Raw genomic sequence first — 23,540 nt, 5'->3', positions numbered from 1 at the left:
GGCGGCGAACGCAATGGGCAGGATTCTAGGGAGACGGCCTGCCCCTACCATCGGAATCCCGCGTAACCAAGCTTCGCCATGGCCGACCGCACCGTGTACTTTCTCTCGGACGGCACCGGGATCACCGCCGAAACCTTCGGCAACTCCATCCTGGCCCAGTTCGCCGTCAAACCCCGCCATGTGCGCCGCCCCTTCATCGACACCGCGGAAAAGGCCCGCGAGGTGGTGCATGAGATCAATGCCATCGCCGAATCGGGCGCGCCGCGCGCCATCGTCTTCGCCACCCTGGTGAACCGCGAGGTGCTGGCGCTGGTGCGTGAACAGTGCCAAGCCATGGTGCTGGACATGTTCGGCATGTTCATCGCCCCGCTGGAAGAAGAATTCGCACTCAAGAGCAGCCACCGCGTCGGCCGCTTCGGGGACGCCGCCAAGAGCCAGGAGTACCAGGACCGCATCGAGGCCATCAACTTCTCGCTCGCGCACGACGACGGCCAGTCGGCCCGCAACCTGGACACCGCCGACGTCATCCTGGTCGGCGTCTCGCGCTCGGGCAAGACGCCCACCTCGCTGTACCTGGCCATGCAGCACGGCATCAAGGCCGCCAACTACCCGCTCATCCCCGAGGACTTCGAGCGCGGCCGCCTGCCCGAGGCCCTGAAGGTGCACAAGAGCAAGTGCTTCGGCCTGACGATCGACCCCGACCGCCTGAGCCAGATCCGCAACGAGCGCCGCCCGGGCAGCAAGTACGCCGATTTCGGCAACTGCCGCTACGAAGTGGCCGAGGCCGAATCGATGATGAAGCGCGAGGGCATCGCCTGGCTGTCCAGCACGCACAAGTCGATCGAAGAAATCGCCACCACCATCCTGCGGGACATCCGGCCCGACCGGCTGGTGTACTGAAACGCGACACCCCATTTGCAGCGCGTCGGCACGGGCGTAGGCTCGCGCCATGCGGCCCTTTTATGCGGCAAGCGAGCGCGAACAACTCGCCCGCCAGCCTGGCGACCCGTTGGCGCTGGCCTGGGCGCTGCGCCAGCTTGAACCCGAGCGCTCCGTTCAGTTGTTCGCCGCCCTCCCCGGCCCCTTGGCACGCGCCTGGGAACAGTTGGCCCAGGCCGACAGCGCCGCCTGCGCCGAAGACTTCGAGCCCGCCCAGGCCCTGCTGCAATCGGCAGGAGAGGCGTTCGAGCGCCTGGAGCTGCCCCATGCCCACGCCATGTGCGGCTGGGTGCAGGTGCAGTTGGCCTGGGCACGCGGCGAGGAAGGGGCGGTCGAGGCGCTGCTGGAAGGCCTGATCGGGCGCTTTGTGCAGCTGGGCGAGCCCGAACAGGCGGACCTGGCCCGGCTGGAGCTGGCCGCCCGCTGTGCCACGCGCGATCTGGCGCGCTGCCGCAACCTGTGCGCGCTGGTGCGGGCGGAACGTTCGGCCGCCGTGGCGGCCTTGCTGGCCATGGTGCAGGCCCTGGTGGCGGTGCACTCGGGGGATTCATTGCGCGCCGCCCAGGGCCTGCTGCGCGCTTTCGAAGCCGCGCTGGACTACGGCATGCGCTACCGCGCCGTGGCCCTGTGCGCCCTGCTGGCGCACAGCTTCTCCGGCCTGGGCGATCTGGGCGGCGCGGCCGAATGGGCACAACGTGGCCTGGACCTGGCCGCCCCGGGCTGGACCCTGCGCAGCGCCGCCTGCCGCTACGAGCTGGGGGCAGCCCTGCTGCGGCAGCAACAGACCGACGCCGCCCGCCAGGTATTCGAGAACCTCATCAAGGACCTGCAGCTTCGCCCGCTGTCCCGCGCGATGCAGCAGACGCGCTGGAGCCTCGGGCGCCTGGAGGCCGCGCAGGGGCGCTGGGGCGCCGCGCAGGCGCAGTTCGAAGCACTGCTCGAGGGCGCTCAGCGCGCCCGCTTCATCGACACCCAGGCCGAAGCCCTGGAGGGCCTGAGCGCCTGTGCGCTGGCCGCTGGGCAACAAGCGCGGGCGCGCGAGCTGCTGCAGCAAGGCCTGCAGCTGGCCCGCGCCGGGGGCTATGGCAAGCAGGAGCAGGACCTGCTGCTGCAAGGCGCCCGCATCGAGCTGGAGGCCGGCGCCCCCGCGGCCGCGCTGGCCCTGCTGGAGCCTTTGCGCGCACGCCTGCAGCGGATCCCCGGCGCCGAAGCGCCGGTTGAGCTGCTGCGCGGCCTGGCGCAGGCCTATGAGCAACTCGACCAGCTGGCCGCCGCCCTGCAGTGCGAGCGCCTGGCCGCCGAGCGCGAACGCACAGAGCTGACCAGCGCCTGCGAGCAACGCCTGCAGGTGCTGCAGACGCAGCAGGAACTGCAGCACACCCGGCAGGAAAACGAGGCCCTGCGGCGGATGGGTGAAGCGGCTGCACAGCGCGCCGCGGCCGCCGAGCACAACCTGCACACCCTGGAACAGCTGGCGCAGATTGGCCGCGGCCTGACGGCTCGCCTGCAGCCCGCCGCGCTGTTTCCGCTGCTGGAACGCGAGCTGCGCGGTTTGCTGCCGGTCAACGTGATGATGCTGTTCCAGCGCCGCGGCGAGCAGCTGGAACTGCTCTATGGCCACGAGGACGGGCACGACCTGGCGCTGGCCCCGATCGCCCTGGACGACCCACACGCGCTCTCGGCCCGCTGCGCACGCGAGGACCAGCTGCTATGCCTGGATGGCGAGCAGCTGGCCAGCCGCATCCCCGGCGTACCCGCCACGCACAGCCTGCTGTTCGCGCCCCTGCGCTGGCAGGACCATGTGGTGGGCGTGCTCAGCCTGCAGGCGCAGGCGCGCAGCGCCTACGGCCCCCCGGAGCAGCAGCTGGTGCTGAATCTGGCCGCCTACCTGGCCATCGCGCTGGAGAACTGCCGCGCGTACGAACAGGTGTCTGCCCTGCAGCACGAACTGGCGGAACGGCGTCGGCAGGCCGCGCTGGGCAGCCTGGTGGCCGGCGTGGCGCATGAGCTGAACACCCCGCTGGGCAACTGCCTGCTGGTGCTGAGCGCCATGCAGGCCCAGCTGCAGGCCCTGCTGGCGCAGGTGGACAGCCCCGCCCCCAAGCGCAGCCTGCTGCAAAGCGGCTGCGCGGACCTCGCCCATGGCATGGACCTGGTCGAGCGCGCGCTGCAGCGCGCGGCCCTGCTGGTGGAGGACTTCAAGGGCCTGGCCAGCCAGCCCGAAAGCGAGCCCCCCGAGGCCTTGGATCCTTCCGAGCTCTGCCAGGAGCTGCTGCGCAGCCAGCAAGGCCAGCTGAAGCAGGCCGGTCTGGTGGTGGAGACCCGGCTGCAGCCCGCACCCGGCCTGCTGAGCCGCCGCCACGCCTTGCTGGAGGTGCTGCGTGCCCTGCTGGACAACGTGCTGGTGCACGCTGCCGCGGCACGGCTGGAGGTGCGCGGCGCCATCGAAGGCGGGCACTACCGCATCGACTGGATCGACAACGGCCGCGGGATCGCCGTGGAGCCCCCCGAGCGGGTGTTCGACCCTTTCTATTCCACCCGCTTTGGACAAGGCGGCAGTGGTCTGGGCCTGAGCGTGGCCCTGCACCGGGCGCGCGTGCTGCTGGGCGGCGAGCTACAGGTGCAGAGCCAGCCCGGCCAGGGCTGCCACTTCCTGCTCAGCCTGCCCTTGGCCGGGCCGGATGGCGATCAGCTGAGCTGACGGCGCAGGCTCTCGTACAGGCAGATGGCCGCGGCGGCGGCGACGTTGAGCGACTCCTCGCCGCCCGGCTGCGGGATGCGCACCGTGGTCTGGCAGCGCGCCAGCAAAGCCTCGGACACGCCCTGCCCTTCATGCCCGAAAACCCAGGCGCAGGGCTGCGGCAGCGCGATGCGGTGCAGCTCGTGCTCGGCATGCGAGCTGGTAGCCAGCAGCGGCATGCGCAGCGCGTCCAGATCCGCCTCGACCAGACCTTCGACCCAGTGCAGGCCGAAATGCGCGCCCATGCCGGCGCGCAATACCTTGGGCGAGCCCAGGGCCGCACAGCCCTTCAAGGCCAGCACCTGGCGCACGCCCAGCGCCACCGCGCTGCGCAGGATGGTGCCGACATTGCCGGCGTCCTGCAGACGGTCCAGCACCACGGTCGGCACATCGGCCAGGACGGGCGCGCGGCCGGCCCAGGCCAGCGTGGCGCCGATCTGTGTGCTGGACGGCAGGCCGCTCACCGACTCGAACAGTTTCGCCGGCACCACGAGCACGCGCGGGGCCTGCAGGGCCAGCTCGCGCCACTCGGGGCGCTGGTGCATGGCCTCCTCGGTCACCAGCACCTGGGTCGGCGTCAGGCCACGCGCCAGCGCCGCGCGCAAGAGGTGGTCGCCATCCAGCCAGAGCTGACCTTGCTCACGGTAGGCCGTGCTTTCGCGCGCCAGCTCGCGCAGGCGCTTGAGCGTGGGGTTGGCGCTGGAGTCAATGCGCAGAACTTGCGGGCTGCTCATCGCAACACTCCCAGGGCTTCACGAACAGGGGCAAAGCTACGCCGGTGCCAAGGGCCCGGCCCCAGGCGGCGCAGCACTTCGAGGTGCTCGGCCGTGGGGTAGCCCTTGTGGCCGGCGAAACCGTATTCGGGGTGCTGCTCGTGCACCTGCAGGCACCAGGCGTCACGCTGCACCTTGGCCAGGATGGAGGCGGCGGAGATCGCCGGCACCAGCGCGTCGCCCTTGACGATGGTGCGCACCGGCTGCTCCAGCACCGGCGCGCGGTTGCCGTCCACCCACACCAGGCCGGGCTTGAGGCGCAGGCCGCGCACCGCGCGCTGCATGGCCAGCAGGGTGGCCTGCAGGATGTTGAGGCGGTCGATCTCCTCCACCGAGGCCTCGGCCACCGAGACGCACAGCGCATAGGCGCGGATGGCCTCGGCCAGGCGCTCGCGCTTGCGCGCCGTCAGCACCTTGGAATCGGCCAGGCCTTCGATCGGGTGGTCGGGGTCCAGGATGACGGCGGCCGCCACCACCGGGCCGGCCAGCGGGCCGCGGCCGGCCTCGTCCACCCCGGCCATCAGCGCCGCTTCAGGCGCGGGCCCGAACAGGTCTGGCGTGTAGGGCGCCACTTCAGCGGCCAAGGGTTTGCGCAATCGCGTCACAGCAGAGCGTGGCCGTGTCGGCCTGCAGGGAGTCGTAGAGGGCGCGGCAGCGCTCGCGCAGGCGCGCGCTGGCGGCCGGATCGTCCAGCCAGGCCTGGGCGGCATCGGCCAGAAGCTCGGGTTGGCATTCGTCCTGCAGGCGTTCGGGCACCAGGAATTCGCGCGCCAGGATGTTGGGCAGACCCACCCAGGGCTGCAACTGCTTGCCCTTCATGCGCCGGTAGTTGGCCGGGCTGACGCGATAGGCCACCACCTGCGGGCATTGCAACAGCGCGGCTTCCAGCGTGGCGGTGCCGCTGGCCACCAAGGCGCAATCGGCCGCGGCCAGCAGGTCATGGGCCTGGCCTTCGAGCAGACGCAGCTCCAGGCCGGGGGCGACCTGCGCGCGCAGGGCCTCGATCTGTTCACGGCGACCGGGCGCCATCGGCAGCAGCACCTGCAGCGCCGGCTCGCGGCCCTTCAGGATGGCAGCGGCCTGCAGCATGGCCGGGCCGATCAGCTCGACCTCGCTCTTGCGGCTGCCCGGCAGCAGCGCAAGCACCCGCACGCCCTCGGCCAGACGCAGCGTCGCGCGGGCCACGGCCCGGGGCGGTTCGGCAGGGATCAACTCGGTGAGCGGGTGGCCCACAAAGCTGGCCGCAATGCCGGCGCGCCGCAGGATCTCGGGCTCGAACGGGAACAGGCACAGCACGTGGTCGGCAGCGGCCCGGATGGTGTCGACGCGCTCGGGGCGCCAGGCCCAGATCGACGGGCACACGTAATGCACCGTCTTGATGCCACCGGCGCGCAGGCGCTTTTCGAGACCGAAATTGAAGTCTGGCGCGTCGATGCCAACGAAGAGCTCCGGGCGCTCAGCCAGCCAGCGCGAACCCGCACGGCGGCGGATCCACAGCAACTCGGGCAAGCGCTTGAGCGCATCGACATAACCGAACACCGACAGGCGTTCGGACGGCCACCAGGCCTGCACCCCTTCGGCCTGCAGGCGCGCACCGGCAATGCCGGCGGCCTGCAGCTGGGGCCAGCGGCCGCGCAAGGCGCGCACCAGGCTGGCACCGATCAGATCGCCCGACGCCTCGCCGGCGACGAGACCCAGGCGCTGCAAGGGCATCAGCGCACCAGGCCTCGCTTGGACTCGGCCAGGAAGTCCAGCATCAGCTGCACATCCTCGTCACCGCCCTGGCCCTTCAGCGCCTCGATCTCGCTGCGGGCCTGTTCCAGCGTCAAGGACTGTCGGAACAGCAGCTTGTGCATCTGGCGAATGGCCGTGATGCGCGCCGGCGTGAAGTCGCGTCGCTTCAGGCCCGTCAGGTTCACGGCACGCACCGTCAGCGGGTTGCCGTCCACTGTCATGTAGGGCACGACGTCCTGCGACACATGCGCCTGGAAACCGATCATGGCGTGGGCCCCGATGTGCACGAACTGGTGCACGCCGGTGAGCCCCCCGATCACCGCCCAATCGCCCACATGCACGTGGCCCGCGAGCGTGGCGTTGTTGGCCAGCACGCAGTGGTTGCCCAGCACCACGTCATGCGCCAGGTGCACGTAGGCCATGATCCAGTTGTCGGAACCGACCCGCGTGACGCCCTGCTCCTTGTGCGTGCCCGTGCTGAAAGTGCAGTACTGGAACACGGTGTTGCGGTCGCCGATCACCAGCTCGGTCAGTTCGCCGCGGTGGCTCATGTCCTGCGGCATGCAGCCAATGGAGCTGTGCGAATAGAAGCGGTTGTCGCGGCCGATGGTGGTGCGGCCCTCGATCACGCAATGCGAACCCACCACGGTGCCCGCGCCGATCTTCACCGCGGGGCCGATGATGGCGTAAGGGCCGACGGTGACGCCCTCGTCCAGCTGGGCGGCGGGGTCCACGATGGCGGTCGGGTGGATGGAACTCATGCGGGCGACGTCCTCGAAGCCGGGTTCAGGCAATCCGGCGCATGGTGCTCATGAGCTGGGCTTCCGCAGCCAGCTCCTCGCCCACATAGGCCTTGCCGGTGAACTTGTAGATGCCAGCCTTGGCGCGGTCCAGCGTCACCTCCAGGATCAGTTGGTCCCCCGGCTCGACCGGGCGCTTGAAGCGCGCGCCATCGATGCCGGCGAAGTACACGACGGACTTCTCGTCCAGCACCACGTCCTCGCTGGCCACGCACAGCAGTGTGGCTGCCTGGGCCATGGCCTCCAGGATCAACACGCCCGGCATCACCGGTCGGTGCGGGAAGTGGCCGAGGAAATGCGGCTCGTTGATCGAGACGTTCTTCAGCGCCCGGATGCGCTTGCCCTTGTCCAGTTCGACCACACGGTCGACCAGCAGGATGGGGTAGCGATGCGGCAGGCGCTTGAGGATCTCGTGGATGTCCATGTCAGTTCTTCTTCTGCTGATGTTCCAGCGCACGCACCCGCTCGCGCAGCTTGTAGAGCTGGCGCAGCGAGGCGGCGTTCTTTTCCCAAGACGCGTTGTCGTCCATCGGGAAGATGCCGGTGTAGGTGCCGGGCTTTTGAATCGACCGCGTGACCACGGTACAGGCCGAGATGTGCACGTGATCGGCCAGCGTGAGGTGGCCAATGATCTTGGCGTCGCCGCCGATGGTGCAGTGGCGGCCGATGCGGGTGCTGCCAGCCACCGCCGCGCAGCCGGCCATCGCCGTATGCGCTCCGATGTGGACGTTGTGGGCGATGTGAATCAGGTTGTCGAGCTTGACGCCCTCTTCGATCACGGTGTCGTCCAGGGCACCGCGGTCGATCGTGCAATTGGCGCCGATCTCGACGTCATCGCCGATGCGGACGCGCCCAAGCTGCTCGATCTTGATCCAGCGCCCCTGATCAGGCGCGAAGCCGAAGCCATCGGCGCCGATAACGGCCCCGCCATGCACGATGCAGCGCGCGCCGAGCTCGCAGTCGGCACCGATGACCACGTGGGCACCGATGCGCGTACCAGGCCCGATGAGGGCACCAGCCTCGATGACGGCATGGGGCGCGATGCGGGCGCCCGCGCCGAGCGTCGCGCCGGCTCCTACGAAGGCCAGTGCCCCCACCTCCACCCCTTCACCCAGCACGGCGCTAGGGTGCACCACCGCCTGGGGGTGAACCCCTGCCGCGGGTGCGCGCAGGCGCTCGGCCCACCATTGGCTGAGCCGGGCGTAGTACAGATAAGGATTAGGGCTGACGATCAGCGCCGCCTGCTCGGCGGCTCCCTCGGCCAGGTCGGGCGGCACGATCAGCGCGCCAGCGCGACTGGCGCGCATGGCTTCGGCGTGGCGTGCCCCGGTGACGAAGCCAATGTGCCAGATCTGAGCCGAGGCGAGACTGGCCAGGCCTTGCAGCAGCAGGTCTGCCGGTCCGATCAGTTGACCGCCAAGCGCCTCGACGATCTCCCCGAGTCGAACCTCGCCGGCGCCACGCACGCTTTACTTCTGTGCGTTGAGCGCGTCGATCACGCGCTTGGTGATGTCGATGCGCGCGCTGGCATGGATGGCGTCCTGCACGATCAAGTCGAACTTCTCCTGCTCGAAGATCTGCTTGATGACGCGGTTCGCGCGCTCCACCACAACCTGCAACTCTTCATTGCGGCGCTGCTGCGCGTCTTCCTGGAACTCGCGGCGCTTGCGCTGCAGGTCTCGGTCGCTCTCGATCAGCTCGCGTTGACGGCGGCCCTTCTCGGCCTCCGTCAGCAGGGCCTGATCCTTCTCGAACTTTTCGCCGGCCGCCTGCAGCTTGGCCGCCGCGTCCTTCAATTCCTTCTCGCGCTTGCCGAACTCGGCCTCCAGCTTGGCCTGGGCGGCCTTGGCCAGATTGGACTCGCGCACCACGCGCTCGCTATTGACGAAACCGATCTTCAGCTCTTGCGCCGACACGCTGCTCAGGGGCAGCGCAGCGAGCGCAGCCAGGGTCAATGCACGCAGACTCATGGCGATCATCAGAAGGAGTTCCCGATCTGGAATTGGAAGCGTTCGATTCTATCTTGGGGCTGCGAGCGGAAGGGCTTGCCCCAGCTCAGCCGCAGTGGGCCGACTGGAGACATCCAGGACAGACCGATACCCGCCGAAGCACGCATCGAATCGAGGCCGACTTTCTCGTACTTGCTTTCGGTGTTCCACACATTGCCGGCGTCGGCAAAGGCAAACAGGCGGAAGGTGCGATCCTTGCCCGAGCCCGGCACCGGGATGTACAGCTCGGTGTTGAAGTTGACCTTCAGGTTGCCGCCGCTGCGCGCGCCCGTGTTGTCCACCGGGCCGAGCGAGCCGCCTTCAAAGGCCCGCACGGAACCCAGGCCGCCCGCATAGAAGGTCTTGAACACCGGGTACAGACGCCCACCAAGGGCGTCGCCCGCACCCAGTTCGCCGTTCACCATCAGCGTGAACTTGTTGCCCAGCGGGAAGAAGCGCTGGTACTGCAGGTTCAGGCGGCCGTAGCGCGCATCGCCGATCGGGCTGATTTCCAGGTTGACGCGCTTGAACGAACCGGCAATCGGCGAGAGCAGGTTGTCGCGGCTGTCATTGGCCCAGCCGATCGTCAGCGGCACGGCAATGCTGGACGAGCCGAAGGCCTGGGCGTACTTGAAGATGTTGTTCGGCACACCCTGGGTTTCGGTGATCTTGGTGCGCTCATAGCCCAAGCCGAAGAACACCGAATCGAACTCGGCGATCGGCACGCCGTAGGTCAGGCGGCCACCCTGCGAGGCGAATTCATACACCTCGCCGAGATTGCTCAGCGGCTTGGATGTGCGGTAGAACAAGTCGACCCGGCGCGAGACGCCGTCTTCGGTCGAGTAGGGATCCGCCATGCCCAGCACCACCGCGCGGCCAAGGCTGGAAGTGTTCAGCTCCATCTCCACCGAGCGGCCGGAACCGAGGAAGTTGTCCTGGCGCACCGAGCCGGTCAGCGTCACCTTGGTCTGGCTCGAGTAGCCGGCACCGAAGGTGATGTTGCCGGTCGAACGCTCCTTGACAGTGAGCACCACGTCCACCTGATCGGGCGCTCCCGGCACTTCAACCGTGTCGATCTCGACCGATTCGAAGAAGCCCAGACGATCGACGCGGTCGCGCGAGGCCTTGATGCGCTGCCCGTCGTACCAAGCGCCCTCGAACTGACGGAACTCGCGGCGGATCACCTCGTCGCGCGTCTTGTTGTTGCCCGCGACCTGGATGCGCCGCACATAGGCCCGTCGCTCGGGCGAGGCCACCAGGGTGATGGTGACCAGGCCGGTGGCACGGTCGATGTCCTGACGCGGCTCCACGCGCGGGAAGGCGTAGCCGAAGCTGCCGTAGTAGTCACTGAAGGCGCGCGTGGTGCGGGCCACCGCCTCGCCCTGGTAGGCCTCACCCGGCTTGATGGCGATCAGCTGGCGGAAGTTCTCTTCCTGGCCCAGGTAATCGCCTTCCATCTTGACGGCCGCCACGGTGTAGGGCTGGCCTTCGCTGACGGTCACGGCAATGGCGATGCGCTGCTTGTCCGGCGAGATCGTGACCTGGGTCGACTCGACGTTGAACTCCAGGTAACCACGGTTCTGGTAGTGCGAGCGCAGCGTCTCCAGGTCGGCGTTGAGCTTGGCGCGCGAATAGCGGTCGGTCTTGGTGTACCAGGTCAGCCAGCCCGAGCTGGTCTGCTCCAGCAGTCCAAGCAGGGTCGATTCGGAAAAAGCCTTGCTGCCCAAGATGCGGATGTCGGCGATCTTGGCGGGTTCTCCTTCCACCACCGAGAAGGCCACATTGACGCGGTTGCGCTCGATCGGGGTGATGGTGGTCGTCACCTCGGCACCGTAGAAGCTCTTGGTCAGGTACTGACGCTTGAGCTCCTGCTCGGCGCGGTCGGCCAGCGCGCGGTCGAAGGGACGGCCTTCGCCGATGCCCACGTCCTTCAGGGACTTGGTCAGCGCTTCCTTGTCGAACTCCTTCAGCCCGACAAAGCTAACGTCGGCAATGATGGGGCGCTCTTCGATCACCACCACCACGGCGTCGCCGTCAATCTGGATGCGCACGTCCTTGTAGAGACCGGTGGCGAACAGTGCACGCAAGGCCGCCACGCCCTTCTCGTCGTTGTAGGTGTCGCCAATGCGGAAGGGCAGGCTGGCGAAGACGGTGCCCGGGTCGGTGCGCTGCAGACCCTCGACGCGGATGTCACGCAGCTTGAACGGCTCCACCGCCCAACTGGGCAGATGGACGGCGCCACACAGCACCAGGGTCAGCAGGGACGAGTGAATGCGCGAGCGCGAACGTTCGAAAGCGGCCATGCAGCAGGGGAATCAGGGAACCGGTGGGAGGGGCGGTACGTGGCAAGGGAGGCCAACGCACCAGGGTCGCCTTCAGGCGACTCGCAGCGCACCAAACAGTGCGCCCGCGCAGCCCTCGGGAAAGTGCGGGGCATGATATCTGACGGTCAGGGCTTGCCCAGGAGCTCTTGGGCCTTGGCGCGGGTACGCGTGTCCAGTTCCAGGAGGCCGGCCACGCTGCCAACCTCATCGGCCGCGGGCAGCACCTGCTCCAGGCAGCGCGCCACCAGCTCGGCAATGCCGGTGAATCGCAGGCCGCCCGCCAGGAAGGCGGCCACGGCCACCTCGTTGGCGGCGTTCAGCACGGCCGTACTGCCTTCAGGTCCGCGCAGAGCCTGCCAAGCCAGGTCCAGCGCCGGGAAGCGGCGCAAATCGGGAGCTTCAAATTGAAGGGCGGAAAAGTCCAGCAAGTTCAAGGGCGCCGCACCCGATTCGATACGCTCAGGGAAGGACAGCGCATAAGCGATCGGCACGCGCATGTCGGGCGTGCCGAGCTGCGCCAGCACGGATTGATCGCGGCACACCACCATGGAATGCACGATGCTCTGCGGATGGATCAGCACCTTGAGGCGCTCGGGCGGCAGGTCAAAGAGCCAGCGCGCCTCAATGAGCTCCAGGCCCTTGTTCATCATGCTGGCCGAATCGACCGAAATCTTGCGCCCCATGACCCAGTTCGGGTGCGCACACGCCTCGTCGGGCGTCACGGCGTGCAGGCTGGCCGGATCGCGTTGCCGGAAAGGGCCGCCAGAGGCCGTCAGCACCAGATGGTCGATGACCTCGGGCCAGCGGGAACGCGCCTCGGGCAGGCACTGAAAGATGGCCGAGTGCTCGGAGTCGACCGGCAGCAGCGTGGCACCACCGGCCTGCACGGCCCGCATGAAGAAGGCGCCGCCCACCACCAAGGCCTCCTTGTTGGCCAGCATCAGGCGTTTGCCGGCCCGTGCGGCCGCCAGGCAGGGCGACAGCCCGGCCGCCCCCACGATGGCGGCCATCACGGCATCCACGTCGGGGTGCGCCGCCAGCTGCTCCAGCGCCGCCGGTCCCTGCAGCACCTCGGTGCTCAGGCCGGCCTCCCGCAGGCGACGCTGCAGCTCCAGCGCAGCGGCCGGGTCGGGCAGGCAGGCCCAGCGGGGACGATGGTGGAGGCATTGCTGAAAGAGCTCGTCCGCACGGCTGTGCGCACTCAGGGCCACGGCCTCGAAGCGCTCCGGGTGGCGCGCGATCACATCCAGGGTGTTGGCGCCAATGGAGCCGGTCGAGCCCAGCACGCAGACGCGCAATCGTTGCTTCATGAGGAACTCAAAGCGTCGTCAACGCCAGCGCAGCTGGCAGTACGGGCAGCAGGGCATCAATACGGTCCAGCACCCCACCGTGGCCGGGAAGCAGCTGGCTGCTGTCCTTGGCACCCGCCGCCCGCTTGACCAGGGACTCGAACAGATCACCGACCACGCTCAGCGCCGTCAGCAAGGCCAGCGCCAGGCTGGCCAGTGGCCAACCATGGCGACCGACCAGTTGGCCGAACAAGCTGGGGCCGTCCACCCAAGCTTGGCGGTCGACTACCAGCACCCAGAGCAGGGCCAAGACCAGCACGCCAACGAATCCGCTCCACACGCCTTCCCAGCTCTTGCCCGGGCTGATGGCCGGCGCCAGCTTGCGGCGTCCGAAGCGACGACCGCCGAAGTAGGCCGCGATGTCTGCCACCCAGACCAGGCAGAGCGTGGACAGAAGCGCATTCAGCCCCTGCCCTTTCCAGGCCAGCAAGGCCAGACCTGCCGGCAGCAACAGCAGGGGCCCCAGCGCCAGGCGCAGCGGCTGCGGCCAACGCGACCAGCCCGGCGCCGCGCCCCGCAGAGCTAGGCTGCCGCCCAGGCACCAGCCCGCCAGAGCGACGATCCAGACCGTCGCCGGCAAGGCCGGCTGCTGGTGCAGCAGTGCCCCGAAGCCGAGCAGCACCAAGCCGCCCAAGCCCCAGGCACGAGCGCCCTCCCAGCCATTGAGTCGCGCCCATTCCCAACCCGCCGAACTGATGGCCAGCAACACGAACAGCATGAAGGGCCAGGCCATCGGCGCCCAGAGTGCGGGCAGCAGGATGGCCAGCAGCACCAGGGCGGTGATCACACGCTGTTTCAGCATGACTGGGCCTCCAGCTTGACGCCGCCAAAGCGCCGGTCGCGCTCCTGGAACGACCGGATCGCCGCGTCCAGTTCCGCCTCATTGAAGTCTGGCCACAGGCAGTTCGAAAACACGAACTCCGTGTACGCCGACTGCCACAGCAGGAAGTTGCTGATGCGCAGTTCGCCCCCGGTGCGAATGAAGAGATCGGGGTCGGGCGCATGGGCCATCGCCATGAATCGATCCAGTTGGGCTTCGGTCAGCTCTTCCGGCTTGAGACCGGCGGCGATCGCCTTGCGGCAGGCCTGCACGATGTCCCAGCGCCCCCCGTAGTTGAAGGCGACATTCAGCACCAGCTTGCGGTTGTGCGCCGTGGCGGCCTCGGCATCGGCCCAGGCCTTGCGCAGCTTGTCGGGGATGGCGTCGCGGTCACCAATGATGCGGATCTGCACACCCATCGAGCCCACCCGCACGAGGTAGCGGCTCACCGCCGCCAGCACCAAGCCCATGAGGCCACTGACCTCATCGGTCGGCCGCTTCCAGTTCTCGGACGAAAACGCGAAGACGGTGAGTTGCTCGACCTGGCGGTCGATGCAGGCCTGGATGATGCGAACCAAGGCATCGACGCCGGCCTTGTGGCCGAAGAAGCGCGGCAGGAAGCGCTTCTTCGCCCAGCGGCCGTTGCCGTCCATCACGATGGCGATGTGACGCGGCATGGCGGCCGCCAGTGCGGCACCCATCAGACGGCCAGGATCTCGGCTTCCTTGGCGGCGAGCAGCTTGTCGATCTCGGCCACGGTCTTGTCGGTGAGCTTCTGCATCTCGTCGAGCAGGCGGCGCTCCTCGTCCTCGGTGATGGCCTTGTCCTTGAGCAGCTTCTTGGCATGCTCGTTGGCATCACGGCGCACGTTGCGCACGGCCACCTTGGCGTCTTCGCCAGTGCCCTTGGTGACCTTCACCAGATCCTTGCGGCGCTCTTCCGACAACGGCGGCATCGGCACGCGGATCAGGTCGCCCTGGCTGCTCGGGTTCAGGCCCAGGTCCGACTCACGGATGGCCTTCTCGATCTTGGCCGCCATGGGCTTTTCCCAAGGCTGCACACTGATGGTGCGGGCATCCAGCAGCGACACATTGGCCACCTGCGAGATCGGCACCATCGAGCCGTAGTAGTCGACATGCACCTGGTCCAGGATGCCCGGATGGGCACGGCCGGTGCGGATCTTCTGCAATTCGGTCTTGAAGGCCTCGATGGACTTGGCCATCTTGGCTTCGGCGCTCTTTTTGATGTCAGCGGTGCTCATGGGGAACTCTCGTTGGACTCAAACGTGGACCAGGGTGCCTTCGTCGTGGCCCATCACCACGGACTTGAGAGCACCCGGTTTGAAGATGCTGAACACACGGATCGGCAGCTTCTGGTCGCGGCACAGCGCAAAGGCCGTGGCGTCCAGCACCTGCAGGTTTTTGGTGATGGCCTCGTCAAAGCTGAGGCGGGTGTAGCGGGTCGCGTTCGGATCCTTCTTCGGGTCGGCGGTGTAGACGCCGTCCACCTTGGTGGCCTTGAGCATGATCTCGGCACCGATCTCGGCACCGCGCAGCGCAGCAGCGGTGTCGGTGGTGAAGAAGGGGTTGCCCGTGCCGGCGCCGAACACCACCACCTTGCCCTCTTCAAGGTACTGCAGGGCCTTGGGCCGCACATAGGGCTCGACCACCTGCTCAATGCCGATGGCGGACATCACACGGGCCGTCATGCCTTCCTGGCGCATGGTGTCGGCCAGGGCCAGGGCGTTCATGACCGTGGCCAGCATGCCCATGTAGTCGGCCGTGGCGCGGTCCATGCCCACCGAGCCGCCCGCCACGCCGCGGAAAATGTTGCCGCCGCCGATCACCACCGCCACCTCGGTGCCCAGCTGGGTGACCTCCTGGATCTCGCGCACGATGCGCACGATGGTGGCGCGGTTGATGCCGTAGGCATCGTCGCCCATCAGGGCTTCACCGGAGAGCTTGAGCAGGATGCGTTTGTGGGCTGCCATGGCGGTCAATTTCGAGGGATTCACCAGTTTAAAGGGCGCCCGCAGGCGCCCTTTGCAAGGAAGGCAGGAGCGGCTTACTGGCCCTTGGCGGCAGCCACTTGGGCAGCCACTTCGGCAGCGAAGTCGTCAACCTTCTTCTCGATGCCCTCACCCACCACGTAGAGGGTGAAGCTCTTCAGGCTGGTGGCCTTGTCCTTCAGCATGGCGCCGACCGACTGCTTGCCATCGGCGGCCTTGACGAAGACTTGATCCAGCAGACTGACTTCCTTCAGGTACTTCTGCACCGAGCCATCAACCATCTTGGCGACGATCTCGGCCGGCTTGCCCGACTCGGCAGCCTTCTCGGTGGCGATCTTGCGCTCTTTCTCGATCAGCTCGGCCGGCACATCGGCGCTGCTCAGCGCCACCGGCTTCATGGCGGCGACGTGCATGGCAACGTCCTTGGCAGCCGTCTCGTCACCATCAAAGGCCACCAGCACGCCAATGCGGGTACCGTGCAGATAGTGGGCCAGCTTGCCGGCGCCGGCGTAGCGCTGGAAGCGGCGGATCGACATGTTCTCGCCGATCTTGCCGATCAGGCCCTTGCGCACGTCTTCCACCGTCGGGCCGAAGCCTTCCTGGCTCAGCGGCAGGGCCGACAGGGCCGCCACGTCGGCCGGGTTGTGCTCAACCACGAGGGCGGCCAGCGCATTGGTGAAAGCCAGGAAGGCGTCGTTCTTGCTGACGAAGTCGGTTTCGCAGTTGATCTCGATCAGCGCACCGACATCACCCTTTACGGCAGCAGCGATCACGCCCTCGGCGGTCACGCGCGAGGCGGCCTTGCCAGCCTTGTTGCCCAGCTTGACGCGCAGGATCTCTTCCGCACGGGCCAGATCGCCGTCGGCCTCCGTCAGGGCCTTCTTGCATTCCATCATCGGGGCGTCGGTGCGGGCGCGCAGCTCGGCGACCATGCTTGCGGTGATAGCAGCCATCAATCTCTCCAGAATTCAGTTGGACAAAGGGGGCCTGAAAGCCCCCTTCGGAAAAGCGTTGGGGCGAGGCTTAGTTGCCTTCGCTGACCTCGACGAACTCGTCGCCGGTGGTCACAGCCTGCACCAGCTCGTTGCCGGCGTTGGCCTTGCCTTCCAGCACAGCGTCTGCCATGGCCTTGGCATACAGGGCGACGGCCTTGGCCGAGTCGTCGTTGCCGGGGATGACGTAGTCGATGCCCTCGGGAGAGTGGTTGGTGTCCACCACGGCGATCACAGGGATGCCCAGCTTCTTGGCCTCGGCCACGGCGATCTTGTGGTAACCCACGTCGATGACGAACAGGGCATCAGGCAGGGCGCCCATATCCTGGATGCCGCCGATGTTCTTTTCCAGCTTGGCGATCTCGCGATCGAACATCAAGGCTTCCTTCTTGATCTTCGATTCGGTGCCGGCTTCCTTGGCAGCCTGCATGTCCTTGAGCTTCTTCAGCGAACCCTTGACGGTCTTGAAGTTGGTCAGCATGCCGCCGAGCCAACGCTGCTCAACGAAGGGCATGCCGGCGCGCTGTGCTTCCAGGGCGACGATCTCGCGAGCCTGGCGCTTGGTGCCGACGAACAGGATGTTGCCGCGCTTGCTGGAGAGCTGGCGCACGAACTTCAGCGCTTCCTGGAAGGCCGGCAGGCTCTTTTCCAGGTTGATGATGTGAATCTTGTTGCGATGGCCGTAGATGTACGGGGCCATCTTGGGGTTCCAGAAGCGGGTTTGGTGGCCGAAATGGACACCGGCTTCCAGCATTTCACGCATGGTGACGGACATAAGAGTCTCCGAAGGTTGGGTCTGAAGCCGGGCTAGACCACCGGCCCGAAAGGGCGGTGGCACCATTCGGTGCCCGGCTCGCGAATTACCGCGAATACCACGAGGTTGAGGACGTCTTGACGCAGCGGTGTGCCGCGCGAAACCGAAAGAGTATAGCCGTATTCATGAACAAGCCCCCGCGCGCGCTGCTGCCACTGAGCGGAACCCTCCTCGCCTTCGACGCCGCGGCCACGCGCCGCCTGGAGGCGTGCGCGGCGGCGCCCTGCCCCCAGCCTTCGTTGCTGATGGAGCGCGCCGGCCTTTCGGCCGCCCGCCTGGCGCGGGCACTCTGTCCGGGCGCGGGACAGGTGTCGGTCCTCTGCGGGCCCGGCAACAACGGTGGCGACGGCTGGGTGGCCGCCTGGCACCTGCATCGCTGGGGTGTGCCGGTGACCGCCCACGCCATCGGCGGCGAAAGCCGCAGCGCAGACCACCGCGGCGCCATGGCGCGTGCTCGCGCCGCGGGCGTGCCCATCTCCAGCGAGCCGCAGCCATCCACCCAGGCAGAGCTGGTACTGGACGCCCTGCTGGGCATCGGCCTGCGCTCAGCCCCCGCTGGCGAGTTGGCGCATTGCCTGCGCGCACTGGCCCAGCACCCGGCCCGAAAGCTGGCGCTCGATCTGCCAAGTGGCCTGGAAGCCGACACCGGGCGCGATTGGGGCGCCGCCGCGTGCACCGACACCCTGACCTTCCTGGGCGCCAAGCCCGGCCTTTTCACCGGCGCCGGGCGTGCGCTTGCCGGGCGCGTCTGGCTGGATGAGCTGGGCGCATCCTTCGAGGCCGAATCTGCCGTGGCCGAACTGGTCGGCAGCGAACTGGTTGCCGGCTGGCGCGCCCTCTCGCCACGCGCGCAATCCAGCCACGGCACGCACAAGGGCCGCCAAGGCGACCTCTGGGTACTGGGCGGCGCCATGCCAGGCGCCGCCATGCTGGCCGCGCGAGCTGGCTTGCATGCGGGGGCAGGACGGGTCTACCTCGACGGCCGCCTCGAAGCCGACAGCATTCAACCCGAGCTGATCTTGCGAGCCCTGCCCGCGGAAGGTCCGCCCATAGGCAGCTGCCTCGTGGCAGGCTGCGGCTGGGGCGAGGGCCAAGCAGACCGCCTGGCGGCACTGCTTGATTGCCACCAACATTTGGTGCTCGACGCCGACGCCCTGAACAGCCTGGCTGCCGATGCCGGCCTGCGCACCCAGTTGCAGCAGCGCGCTGGCCGAGGCGCCCGCACCATCCTGACCCCCCACCCCCTTGAAGCCGCGCGCCTGCTTCAAACCACGGTGGCAGAGGTGCAGGCCGACCGCCTGCACTGGGCCCAGGCGTTGGCACAAGGGCTGAATTGCACCGTTCTGCTCAAGGGCTCCGGCACCGTCGCTGCCAGCCCTGGCCAGCGGCCGCTGATCAACACCACCGGACATGGCGCACTGGCGAGCGCAGGCACTGGCGACGTGCTCGCCGGCTGGCTGGGCGGCCTGTGGGCGCAGGCGCCCTCGGCCGACCCGCAGCGCCTGGCGGCACTGGCCGCTGCCTGGCATGGGCTCGCCGCTGACCAACTACCCCAGGGCAGCGCCCCCTTGCCAGCCAGCCAGCTGGTGCAGCGCATGCACCAGCTGCACCCCTGAGGCTCAGCGACGGCTCTTGCGGGCCGCCTTGCGTGCGCCGGGCGCCGCCTTGCGCCCTTCTGCAGACGGGGTGCGCTCCGTACGCGCGCGCTTGAGCGCACGCGACTCCTGCTCGACCTCCTTGAGCCGCTGCACCGCCGTGGGCTCGGCAGGGTCACGCGCGCGGCTCTTGCTGCTGGGCTTGCCCTCGGCCTGCTGAAACAGCCTGAACTCGATCCGGCGCCCGTCCAGATCCACCCGGCTCACCTGCACATGCAGGCGCGCCCCCAAGCCGTAGCGAATACCGGTGCGCTCGCCACGAAGCTCCTGGCGCGCCTCGTCGAAGCGGAAGTACTCGCCGCCGAGCTCAGTCACATGCACCAGCCCCTCGACAAACAGGTTTTCCAACTGCACGAACACACCGAAGGGGGCCACCGAGGTCACCTGACCCAGATAGTCCTCGCCCAGGCGGTCCCGCATATAGCGGCACTTGAGCCAGGCTTCGACATCGCGCGACGCCTCATCCGCCCGACGCTCATTGGCACTGCAGTGCAAACCGATCTGTTCCCACGCACCGAGTGCTGCCGCCTGCGCTTGGCGGCCCCGCGCGGTGCCCCCGGACAGCACAAAACGCTTGCCGGCAAGCAAAGACTTGATGACCCGGTGCACCAGCAAGTCCGGGTAGCGCCGGATCGGACTGGTGAAGTGGGTATACGCCGCGTACGCGAGGCCGAAGTGGCCGTTGTTGTAGGGCGTGTAGAGCGCCTGCTGCATCGAGCGCAGCAACAGCATGTGGACCTGGGGGGCATCCGGCCGTTCACGCGTCGCCTGCGCCAGCGACTGCAGATCAGCCGGCTTGAGCTTTTCGGGCAGGTTCGCCTGGATGCCGAGCGAGCGCAGGGCCGCCATCAGGGTCTGCCGCTTTTCCTCGGTCGGGCCTTCGTGCACCCGGAAGAGCGCCGGGTGCTCAGCCTGCTCGATGAACTGCGCCGCACACACATTGGCAGCCAGCATCGCTTCTTCGATGAGCCGGTGGGCCTCGTTGCGGGTACGCGGCACGATGCGCTCGATGCGACCGTTTTCGTCGCAAATGATCTGCGTCTCCGGCGTATCGAAATCAACCGCACCGCGCCGGGCCCTGGCCGCCAGCAAGGCCTTGTAGACACCGTGCAGGTGCAGCAGATGCGGCACCAGCTCGTCGCGGCGCTGGGCCTCGGGCCCGCGCGTGTTGGCCAGGATCGCCGCCACCTCGGTGTAGGTGAAGCGCGCGTGCGAGCAAATGACCGCCGGGTAGAACTGATAAGCCTCGGTCTCGCCCTCGGCGCTGACGATCATGTCGCATACCAGCGAGAGTCGCTCGACCTCAGGGTTCAGAGAACACAGTCCGTTGGAGAGCTTCTCCGGCAGCATCGGAATGACGCGTCGCGGGAAGTAGACCGAGGTGGCTCGCTCGAAAGCGTCGCCATCCAGCGCCTCGCCGGGCTTGACGTAGTGGCTGACATCCGCAATCGCCACCAGCAAGCGCCATCCACCCTTGCGACCATGCGGCTCGCAGTACACCGCATCATCGAAATCGCGCGCGTCCTCACCGTCGATGGTCACCAGCGCCACATCGCGCAGATCCACCCGCCCCTTCAGATCCGTGGCGCGGAGCTTTTCGGGGAGCTTGCCCGCCTGCGCCAGGGTCTCCGCCGAGAACACATGGGGCACCTCGTACTTGCGTACCGCGATCTCGATCTCCAGGCCGGGATCGTCGATATCGCCCAGCACTTCGGTGATGCGCCCGACCGGCTGCGCGTACAGGGTCGGCGGCTCGGTCAATTCCACCGCCACGACCTGACCGGGACGCGCCTGCGCGGTTCCAGACTTGGGGATCAGGATGTCCTGACTGAGCCGCTTGTCTTCGGGGGCCACCAGCCACACACCAGACTCCAGCAGCAGGCGGCCGATGAGGGGGCGGTTGCGCCGATTCAGGATCTCCAGAATGCGCCCCTCCGGACGACCGCGCTTGTCGATGCGCACCACCCGCGCGCGCACCTCATCGCCGTGGAGCGCGGCACGCATCTCATTGGAGGGAATGTAGAGATCGGGACCCTGCCCTTGCAGCAGCACGAAACCGTGCCCGTCACGATGTCCTTGAAGAATGCCGCTGACCTCTTGCAGCAGGCCGGGTGCAACCGGAGTCTCGGCAGCACTTGTGAGTTTCATTTTTTTGATGGTATAGTCCTTGTCTTTCCTGCAGTCACTTGACTGTAGCGAAGCCCAGGTGGCGAAATTGGTAGACGCACTAGTTTCAGGTACTAGCGGGTAACTCCGTGGAGGTTCGAGTCCTCTCTTGGGCACCAAATGCTAAAGGCCAGCGCGAAAGCGCTGGCCTTTTTCTTTGTCTCGCGTTTTCCCTTCCATTCCGGGCCAGCATCACAACGTGAGCGACCCAGCCAATGGGGCGCCGTGGCGGGATGCAAATCCATCCGAAGGGTGTTGCATTCCAAGAATTTGATGCTATAGTTGCAGTCTTTCCTGCAGTTGATCGATTGCAGCGAAGCCCAGGTGGCGGAATTGGTAGACGCACTAGTTTCAGGTACTAGCGGGTAACTCCGTGGAGGTTCGAGTCCTCTCCTGGGCACCAAACATAAAAGGCCAGCGCTTTCGCTCTGGCCTTTTGCTTTGGGTCGACGGATACGCACATCGGGCGATTGGTGCCACATAGAGGGACGGGCCCCGCGGGGCCCGTGCCGATGTCCTCAGATGGACAGCTTGCGCTTCAGCGCTTCGGGGCGGAGGTTGTCGTACTCCTCGAAAGGCTGATGGATCCAAGGGCTGGTCTCCAGCATCTCGACGTAGTAGTCGGGGGTATAGGTCGACACCCCTTTCACCCAGATGACCGCAGAGCGCAACTCGGTGATTGCGGGCGTCGCACGCAGCCTCTCTACCACGGCATTCAGCGTCACGCCCGAGTCGGCCAGGTCGTCAACGAGCAGGACCCGCCCGGCCAGTTCACCCTTGGGCATGGTGATGTACTTGGCGATGTCCAGGCGGCCCTGGATCGTGCCGCCTTCGGCGCGATACGAGCTGGTGGACATGATGCCCAGCGGCTTGTCGAACACACGCGACAGCACATCGCCCGGGCGCAGGCCGCCACGCGCCAGGCAAAGAATCTGGTCGAACTCCCAGCCCGACGCGTGCACTTTCAGCGCCAGCTTTTCCACCAGCAGGTGGTACTCGTCCCAGGAAACGTAGAGGTGCTTGCCGTCATCGGTCAGCATGGAAGGCCTTTCGGTGCCAAAGGGTTGGGGGATTCTGACGGGCGCCCAGCCGGGCGCCTCAGGCCTTGTACGGATGCTGCAGCACGATGGTGTGCTCGCGATCCGGGCCGGTGGACACCATCGCAATCGGCACACCGATCACCTCTTCGATGCGGCGCAGGTAGGCACGCGCATTGGCCGGCAAAGCATCCCAAGCGGTGGCACCGAAGGTCGTTTCGGTCCAACCCGGGAAACTTTCGTAGATCGGCTCACAAGCGGCGATCTCATCCGGGTCCAACGGCAAGATGTCGGTGGTCTGGCCATTCAGCTTGTAGCCCACGGCCATCTTGACCTCGCTCAGTCCGTCCAGCACGTCCAGCTTGGTCAGGCACAGGCCCGTGATGCCGTTGATGATCATCGAGCGCTTGAGCGCGGCTGCATCCAGCCAGCCGCAGCGGCGGGCACGCCCCGTCACCGTGCCACGCTCCTGGCCGACGACGGACAAGTGGTGACCCACCGTGCCCTCTTTCTCCCACTCCAGTTCGGTAGGGAACGGGCCACTGCCCACGCGGGTGGCATAGGCCTTGGTGATGCCCAGCATGTACTGCAGCATTTGCGGCCCCACCCCAGCGCCGGCGGCCGCATTGCCCGCCACGCAGTTGCTGGAGGTGACGTAGGGGTAGGTGCCGTGGTCGATGTCCAGCAGCGTGCCCTGGGCACCTTCGAACAACAGGTTGTCGCCGCGCAGATGGGCTTGATGCAGCAGATAGCCGACGTCCGCCAGCAGCGGGGTGACCTGACTGGCGAGTGCCATGGCCTGCTCGTAGATGGGCTCGAAGGCCAATGCTTCGGCCCTCAGATATCCCACCAGCATGGTGTTGTGCAGTTCCAGCAGTTCGCGCAGCTTCTTGGCGAAGCGCTCAGGATGCTTGAGGTCCTGCAGGCGCAGTGCGCGTCGCGCCACCTTGTCCTCGTAGGACGGGCCGATGCCCTTGCCCGTGGTGCCGATCTTGCCGCTGCCACTGCTTTCCCGCAGGGCTTCGCGCGCCTTGTCCACCGCCACATGGAAGGGCAGGATCATGGGGCAGTTCTCGCTGATGCGCAGCCGCGAACGAACCTCCACGCCAGCAGCTTCCAAGCGTTGGATTTCGGACAGCAGGTGGGTCGGATCGACCACCACACCATTGCCGATGTAGCAGACCACGCCGTCGCGCATCACGCCCGAAGGGATCAGTTGCAGCGCGGTCTTCACGCCCTTGATGACCAAGGTGTGGCCGGCGTTGTGGCCGCCCTGGAAACGCACCACGCCCTGGGCATGGTCGGTCATCCAGTCGACCACCTTCCCCTTGCCTTCATCACCCCACTGGGTGCCCACCACCACGACGTGACGCCCGGTCACCGACTTGCTTGCATTCATTG

The 23,540-nt window shown here is 67.2% G+C and carries 21 protein-coding genes and 2 tRNA genes; 5 read left to right on the top strand and 18 right to left on the bottom strand.

The features are described from left to right. The first annotated feature begins 78 nt into the window (after positions 1-78). Together ACE3QP_RS00845 and ACE3QP_RS00840 are read left to right on the top strand one after the other, a co-directional pair. A complete protein-coding gene (locus ACE3QP_RS00845) occupies positions 79-900 on the top strand; it encodes a pyruvate, water dikinase regulatory protein (protein ID WP_198111425.1) in 822 nt (273 codons plus the stop codon). 49 nt (positions 901-949) lie between these two features. After that, positions 950-3,640: an ATP-binding protein gene (locus tag ACE3QP_RS00840; protein WP_374432781.1), complete on the top strand. Its 2,691-nt coding sequence runs from the start codon at positions 950-952 to the stop codon at positions 3,638-3,640. On the opposite strand, the gene ACE3QP_RS00835 is transcribed toward ACE3QP_RS00840, so the two are convergent. The 15 genes from ACE3QP_RS00835 to rpsB form a co-directional block, all read right to left on the bottom strand. Next, positions 3,628-4,413, bottom strand: coding sequence for a TrmH family RNA methyltransferase (locus ACE3QP_RS00835; RefSeq protein ID WP_374432779.1), 786 nt, complete (start codon positions 4,411-4,413; stop codon positions 3,628-3,630). The two genes, ACE3QP_RS00840 and ACE3QP_RS00835, sit on opposite strands and share 13 nt — an antisense overlap. Next, positions 4,410-4,973 (bottom strand): ribonuclease HII, encoded by a 564-nt coding sequence (gene rnhB, locus ACE3QP_RS00830; protein ID WP_374432851.1) that lies wholly within the window; start codon positions 4,971-4,973, stop codon positions 4,410-4,412. The genes ACE3QP_RS00835 and rnhB overlap by 4 nt, the downstream gene beginning before the upstream one ends. A 52-nt stretch (positions 4,974-5,025) precedes the next feature. Beyond that, complete coding sequence (gene lpxB, locus ACE3QP_RS00825; RefSeq protein WP_374432778.1) at positions 5,026-6,165, bottom strand: lipid-A-disaccharide synthase; 1,140 nt, start codon at positions 6,163-6,165, stop codon at positions 5,026-5,028. Beyond that, entirely contained in the window at positions 6,165-6,947 is a 783-nt protein-coding gene (gene lpxA / locus ACE3QP_RS00820; RefSeq protein WP_374432776.1) for an acyl-ACP--UDP-N-acetylglucosamine O-acyltransferase, read from the bottom strand. Before lpxA ends, lpxB begins: the two co-directional genes overlap by 1 nt. Positions 6,948-6,972: 25 nt before the next feature. Beyond that, positions 6,973-7,410: a 3-hydroxyacyl-ACP dehydratase FabZ gene (fabZ, locus tag ACE3QP_RS00815; protein WP_374432774.1), complete on the bottom strand. Its 438-nt coding sequence runs from the start codon at positions 7,408-7,410 to the stop codon at positions 6,973-6,975. 1 nt (position 7,411) lies between these two features. Continuing rightward, complete coding sequence (lpxD, locus tag ACE3QP_RS00810; protein ID WP_374432772.1) at positions 7,412-8,452, bottom strand: UDP-3-O-(3-hydroxymyristoyl)glucosamine N-acyltransferase; 1,041 nt, start codon at positions 8,450-8,452, stop codon at positions 7,412-7,414. 3 nt (positions 8,453-8,455) lie between these two features. Then, positions 8,456-8,956 carry an OmpH family outer membrane protein gene (locus ACE3QP_RS00805; RefSeq protein ID WP_374432770.1) on the bottom strand — a complete coding sequence of 167 codons (501 nt, stop codon included), beginning with the start codon at positions 8,954-8,956 and terminating at the stop codon, positions 8,456-8,458. A gap of 8 nt (positions 8,957-8,964) precedes the next feature. Continuing rightward, the gene (gene bamA / locus ACE3QP_RS00800; protein ID WP_374432768.1) at positions 8,965-11,277 is read right to left on the bottom strand and encodes an outer membrane protein assembly factor BamA; all 2,313 of its coding nucleotides are present in this window, start codon (positions 11,275-11,277) and stop codon (positions 8,965-8,967) included. Between the two features lie 146 nt (positions 11,278-11,423). Beyond that, the gene (locus ACE3QP_RS00795) at positions 11,424-12,608 is read right to left on the bottom strand and encodes a 1-deoxy-D-xylulose-5-phosphate reductoisomerase (protein WP_374432767.1); all 1,185 of its coding nucleotides are present in this window, start codon (positions 12,606-12,608) and stop codon (positions 11,424-11,426) included. Between the two features lie 7 nt (positions 12,609-12,615). Then, a complete protein-coding gene (locus ACE3QP_RS00790; RefSeq protein ID WP_374432765.1) occupies positions 12,616-13,449 on the bottom strand; it encodes a phosphatidate cytidylyltransferase in 834 nt (277 codons plus the stop codon). Beyond that, positions 13,443-14,168, bottom strand: a complete 726-nt coding sequence (gene uppS, locus ACE3QP_RS00785) for a polyprenyl diphosphate synthase (RefSeq protein WP_374432763.1) — start codon at positions 14,166-14,168, stop codon at positions 13,443-13,445. Before uppS ends, ACE3QP_RS00790 begins: the two co-directional genes overlap by 7 nt. Next, complete coding sequence (gene frr, locus ACE3QP_RS00780) at positions 14,168-14,728, bottom strand: ribosome recycling factor (RefSeq protein WP_198111414.1); 561 nt, start codon at positions 14,726-14,728, stop codon at positions 14,168-14,170. The genes uppS and frr overlap by 1 nt, the downstream gene beginning before the upstream one ends. 18 nt (positions 14,729-14,746) lie before the next feature. Further along, complete coding sequence (gene pyrH, locus ACE3QP_RS00775; protein WP_374432761.1) at positions 14,747-15,457, bottom strand: UMP kinase; 711 nt, start codon at positions 15,455-15,457, stop codon at positions 14,747-14,749. Positions 15,458-15,531: 74 nt separating this feature from the next. After that, on the bottom strand, positions 15,532-16,428 hold the full coding sequence (tsf, locus tag ACE3QP_RS00770) for a translation elongation factor Ts (protein ID WP_374432760.1): 897 nt from the start codon (positions 16,426-16,428) through the stop codon (positions 15,532-15,534). 70 nt (positions 16,429-16,498) lie between these two features. Then, the gene (gene rpsB, locus ACE3QP_RS00765) at positions 16,499-17,242 is read right to left on the bottom strand and encodes a 30S ribosomal protein S2 (RefSeq protein WP_374432759.1); all 744 of its coding nucleotides are present in this window, start codon (positions 17,240-17,242) and stop codon (positions 16,499-16,501) included. Between the two features lie 164 nt (positions 17,243-17,406). Between rpsB and ACE3QP_RS00760 the strand changes: the two genes are divergently transcribed. Further along, a complete protein-coding gene (locus ACE3QP_RS00760) occupies positions 17,407-18,897 on the top strand; it encodes an NAD(P)H-hydrate dehydratase (RefSeq protein WP_374432757.1) in 1,491 nt (496 codons plus the stop codon). Between the two features lie 3 nt (positions 18,898-18,900). Here ACE3QP_RS00760 and rnr read toward each other — a convergent pair whose 3' ends face one another. Then, a complete protein-coding gene (gene rnr / locus ACE3QP_RS00755) occupies positions 18,901-21,084 on the bottom strand; it encodes a ribonuclease R (RefSeq protein WP_374432756.1) in 2,184 nt (727 codons plus the stop codon). A gap of 52 nt (positions 21,085-21,136) precedes the next feature. Between rnr and ACE3QP_RS00750 the strand changes: the two genes are divergently transcribed. Continuing rightward, positions 21,137-21,221, top strand: a tRNA-Leu gene (locus tag ACE3QP_RS00750). Positions 21,222-21,420: 199 nt separating this feature from the next. Then, a tRNA-Leu gene (locus ACE3QP_RS00745) sits at positions 21,421-21,505 on the top strand. A gap of 115 nt (positions 21,506-21,620) precedes the next feature. On the opposite strand, the gene ACE3QP_RS00740 is transcribed toward ACE3QP_RS00745, so the two are convergent. After that, complete coding sequence (locus ACE3QP_RS00740) at positions 21,621-22,142, bottom strand: phosphoribosyltransferase (protein ID WP_198111408.1); 522 nt, start codon at positions 22,140-22,142, stop codon at positions 21,621-21,623. 58 nt (positions 22,143-22,200) lie between these two features. Beyond that, the gene (locus ACE3QP_RS00735; RefSeq protein WP_374432754.1) at positions 22,201-23,538 is read right to left on the bottom strand and encodes an adenylosuccinate synthase; all 1,338 of its coding nucleotides are present in this window, start codon (positions 23,536-23,538) and stop codon (positions 22,201-22,203) included. Positions 23,539-23,540: the final 2 nt, after the last annotated feature.

Origin of the sequence: Inhella sp. (assembly GCF_041912635.1) — a bacterium.
GTDB lineage: Bacteria > Pseudomonadota > Gammaproteobacteria > Burkholderiales > Burkholderiaceae_C > Inhella.
The sequence above is the reverse complement of the archived record's forward strand: the minus strand, read 5'-3'. Positions and strand labels throughout refer to the sequence as shown.

Bases quoted from the DNA above. Each gene is read 5' to 3' on its own strand.
- ACE3QP_RS00845 (WP_198111425.1), top strand. From the start codon at position 79: ATGGCCGACCGCACCGTGTACTTTCTCTCGGACGGCACCGGGATCACC.
- ACE3QP_RS00840 (WP_374432781.1), top strand. From the start codon at position 950: ATGCGGCCCTTTTATGCGGCAAGCGAGCGCGAACAACTCGCCCGCCAG.
- ACE3QP_RS00835 (WP_374432779.1), bottom strand. From the start codon at position 4,413: ATGAGCAGCCCGCAAGTTCTGCGCATTGACTCCAGCGCCAACCCCACG.
- rnhB (WP_374432851.1), bottom strand. From the start codon at position 4,973: ATGGCCGGGGTGGACGAGGCCGGCCGCGGCCCGCTGGCCGGCCCGGTG.
- lpxB (WP_374432778.1), bottom strand. From the start codon at position 6,165: ATGCCCTTGCAGCGCCTGGGTCTCGTCGCCGGCGAGGCGTCGGGCGAT.
- lpxA (WP_374432776.1), bottom strand. From the start codon at position 6,947: ATGAGTTCCATCCACCCGACCGCCATCGTGGACCCCGCCGCCCAGCTG.
- fabZ (WP_374432774.1), bottom strand. From the start codon at position 7,410: ATGGACATCCACGAGATCCTCAAGCGCCTGCCGCATCGCTACCCCATC.
- ACE3QP_RS00805 (WP_374432770.1), bottom strand. From the start codon at position 8,956: ATGAGTCTGCGTGCATTGACCCTGGCTGCGCTCGCTGCGCTGCCCCTG.
- bamA (WP_374432768.1), bottom strand. From the start codon at position 11,277: ATGGCCGCTTTCGAACGTTCGCGCTCGCGCATTCACTCGTCCCTGCTG.
- ACE3QP_RS00795 (WP_374432767.1), bottom strand. From the start codon at position 12,608: ATGAAGCAACGATTGCGCGTCTGCGTGCTGGGCTCGACCGGCTCCATT.
- ACE3QP_RS00790 (WP_374432765.1), bottom strand. From the start codon at position 13,449: ATGCTGAAACAGCGTGTGATCACCGCCCTGGTGCTGCTGGCCATCCTG.
- uppS (WP_374432763.1), bottom strand. From the start codon at position 14,168: ATGGGTGCCGCACTGGCGGCCGCCATGCCGCGTCACATCGCCATCGTG.
- frr (WP_198111414.1), bottom strand. From the start codon at position 14,728: ATGAGCACCGCTGACATCAAAAAGAGCGCCGAAGCCAAGATGGCCAAG.
- pyrH (WP_374432761.1), bottom strand. From the start codon at position 15,457: ATGGCAGCCCACAAACGCATCCTGCTCAAGCTCTCCGGTGAAGCCCTG.
- tsf (WP_374432760.1), bottom strand. From the start codon at position 16,428: ATGGCTGCTATCACCGCAAGCATGGTCGCCGAGCTGCGCGCCCGCACC.
- rpsB (WP_374432759.1), bottom strand. From the start codon at position 17,242: ATGTCCGTCACCATGCGTGAAATGCTGGAAGCCGGTGTCCATTTCGGC.
- ACE3QP_RS00760 (WP_374432757.1), top strand. From the start codon at position 17,407: ATGAACAAGCCCCCGCGCGCGCTGCTGCCACTGAGCGGAACCCTCCTC.
- rnr (WP_374432756.1), bottom strand. From the start codon at position 21,084: ATGAAACTCACAAGTGCTGCCGAGACTCCGGTTGCACCCGGCCTGCTG.
- ACE3QP_RS00740 (WP_198111408.1), bottom strand. From the start codon at position 22,142: ATGCTGACCGATGACGGCAAGCACCTCTACGTTTCCTGGGACGAGTAC.
- ACE3QP_RS00735 (WP_374432754.1), bottom strand. From the start codon at position 23,538: ATGAATGCAAGCAAGTCGGTGACCGGGCGTCACGTCGTGGTGGTGGGC.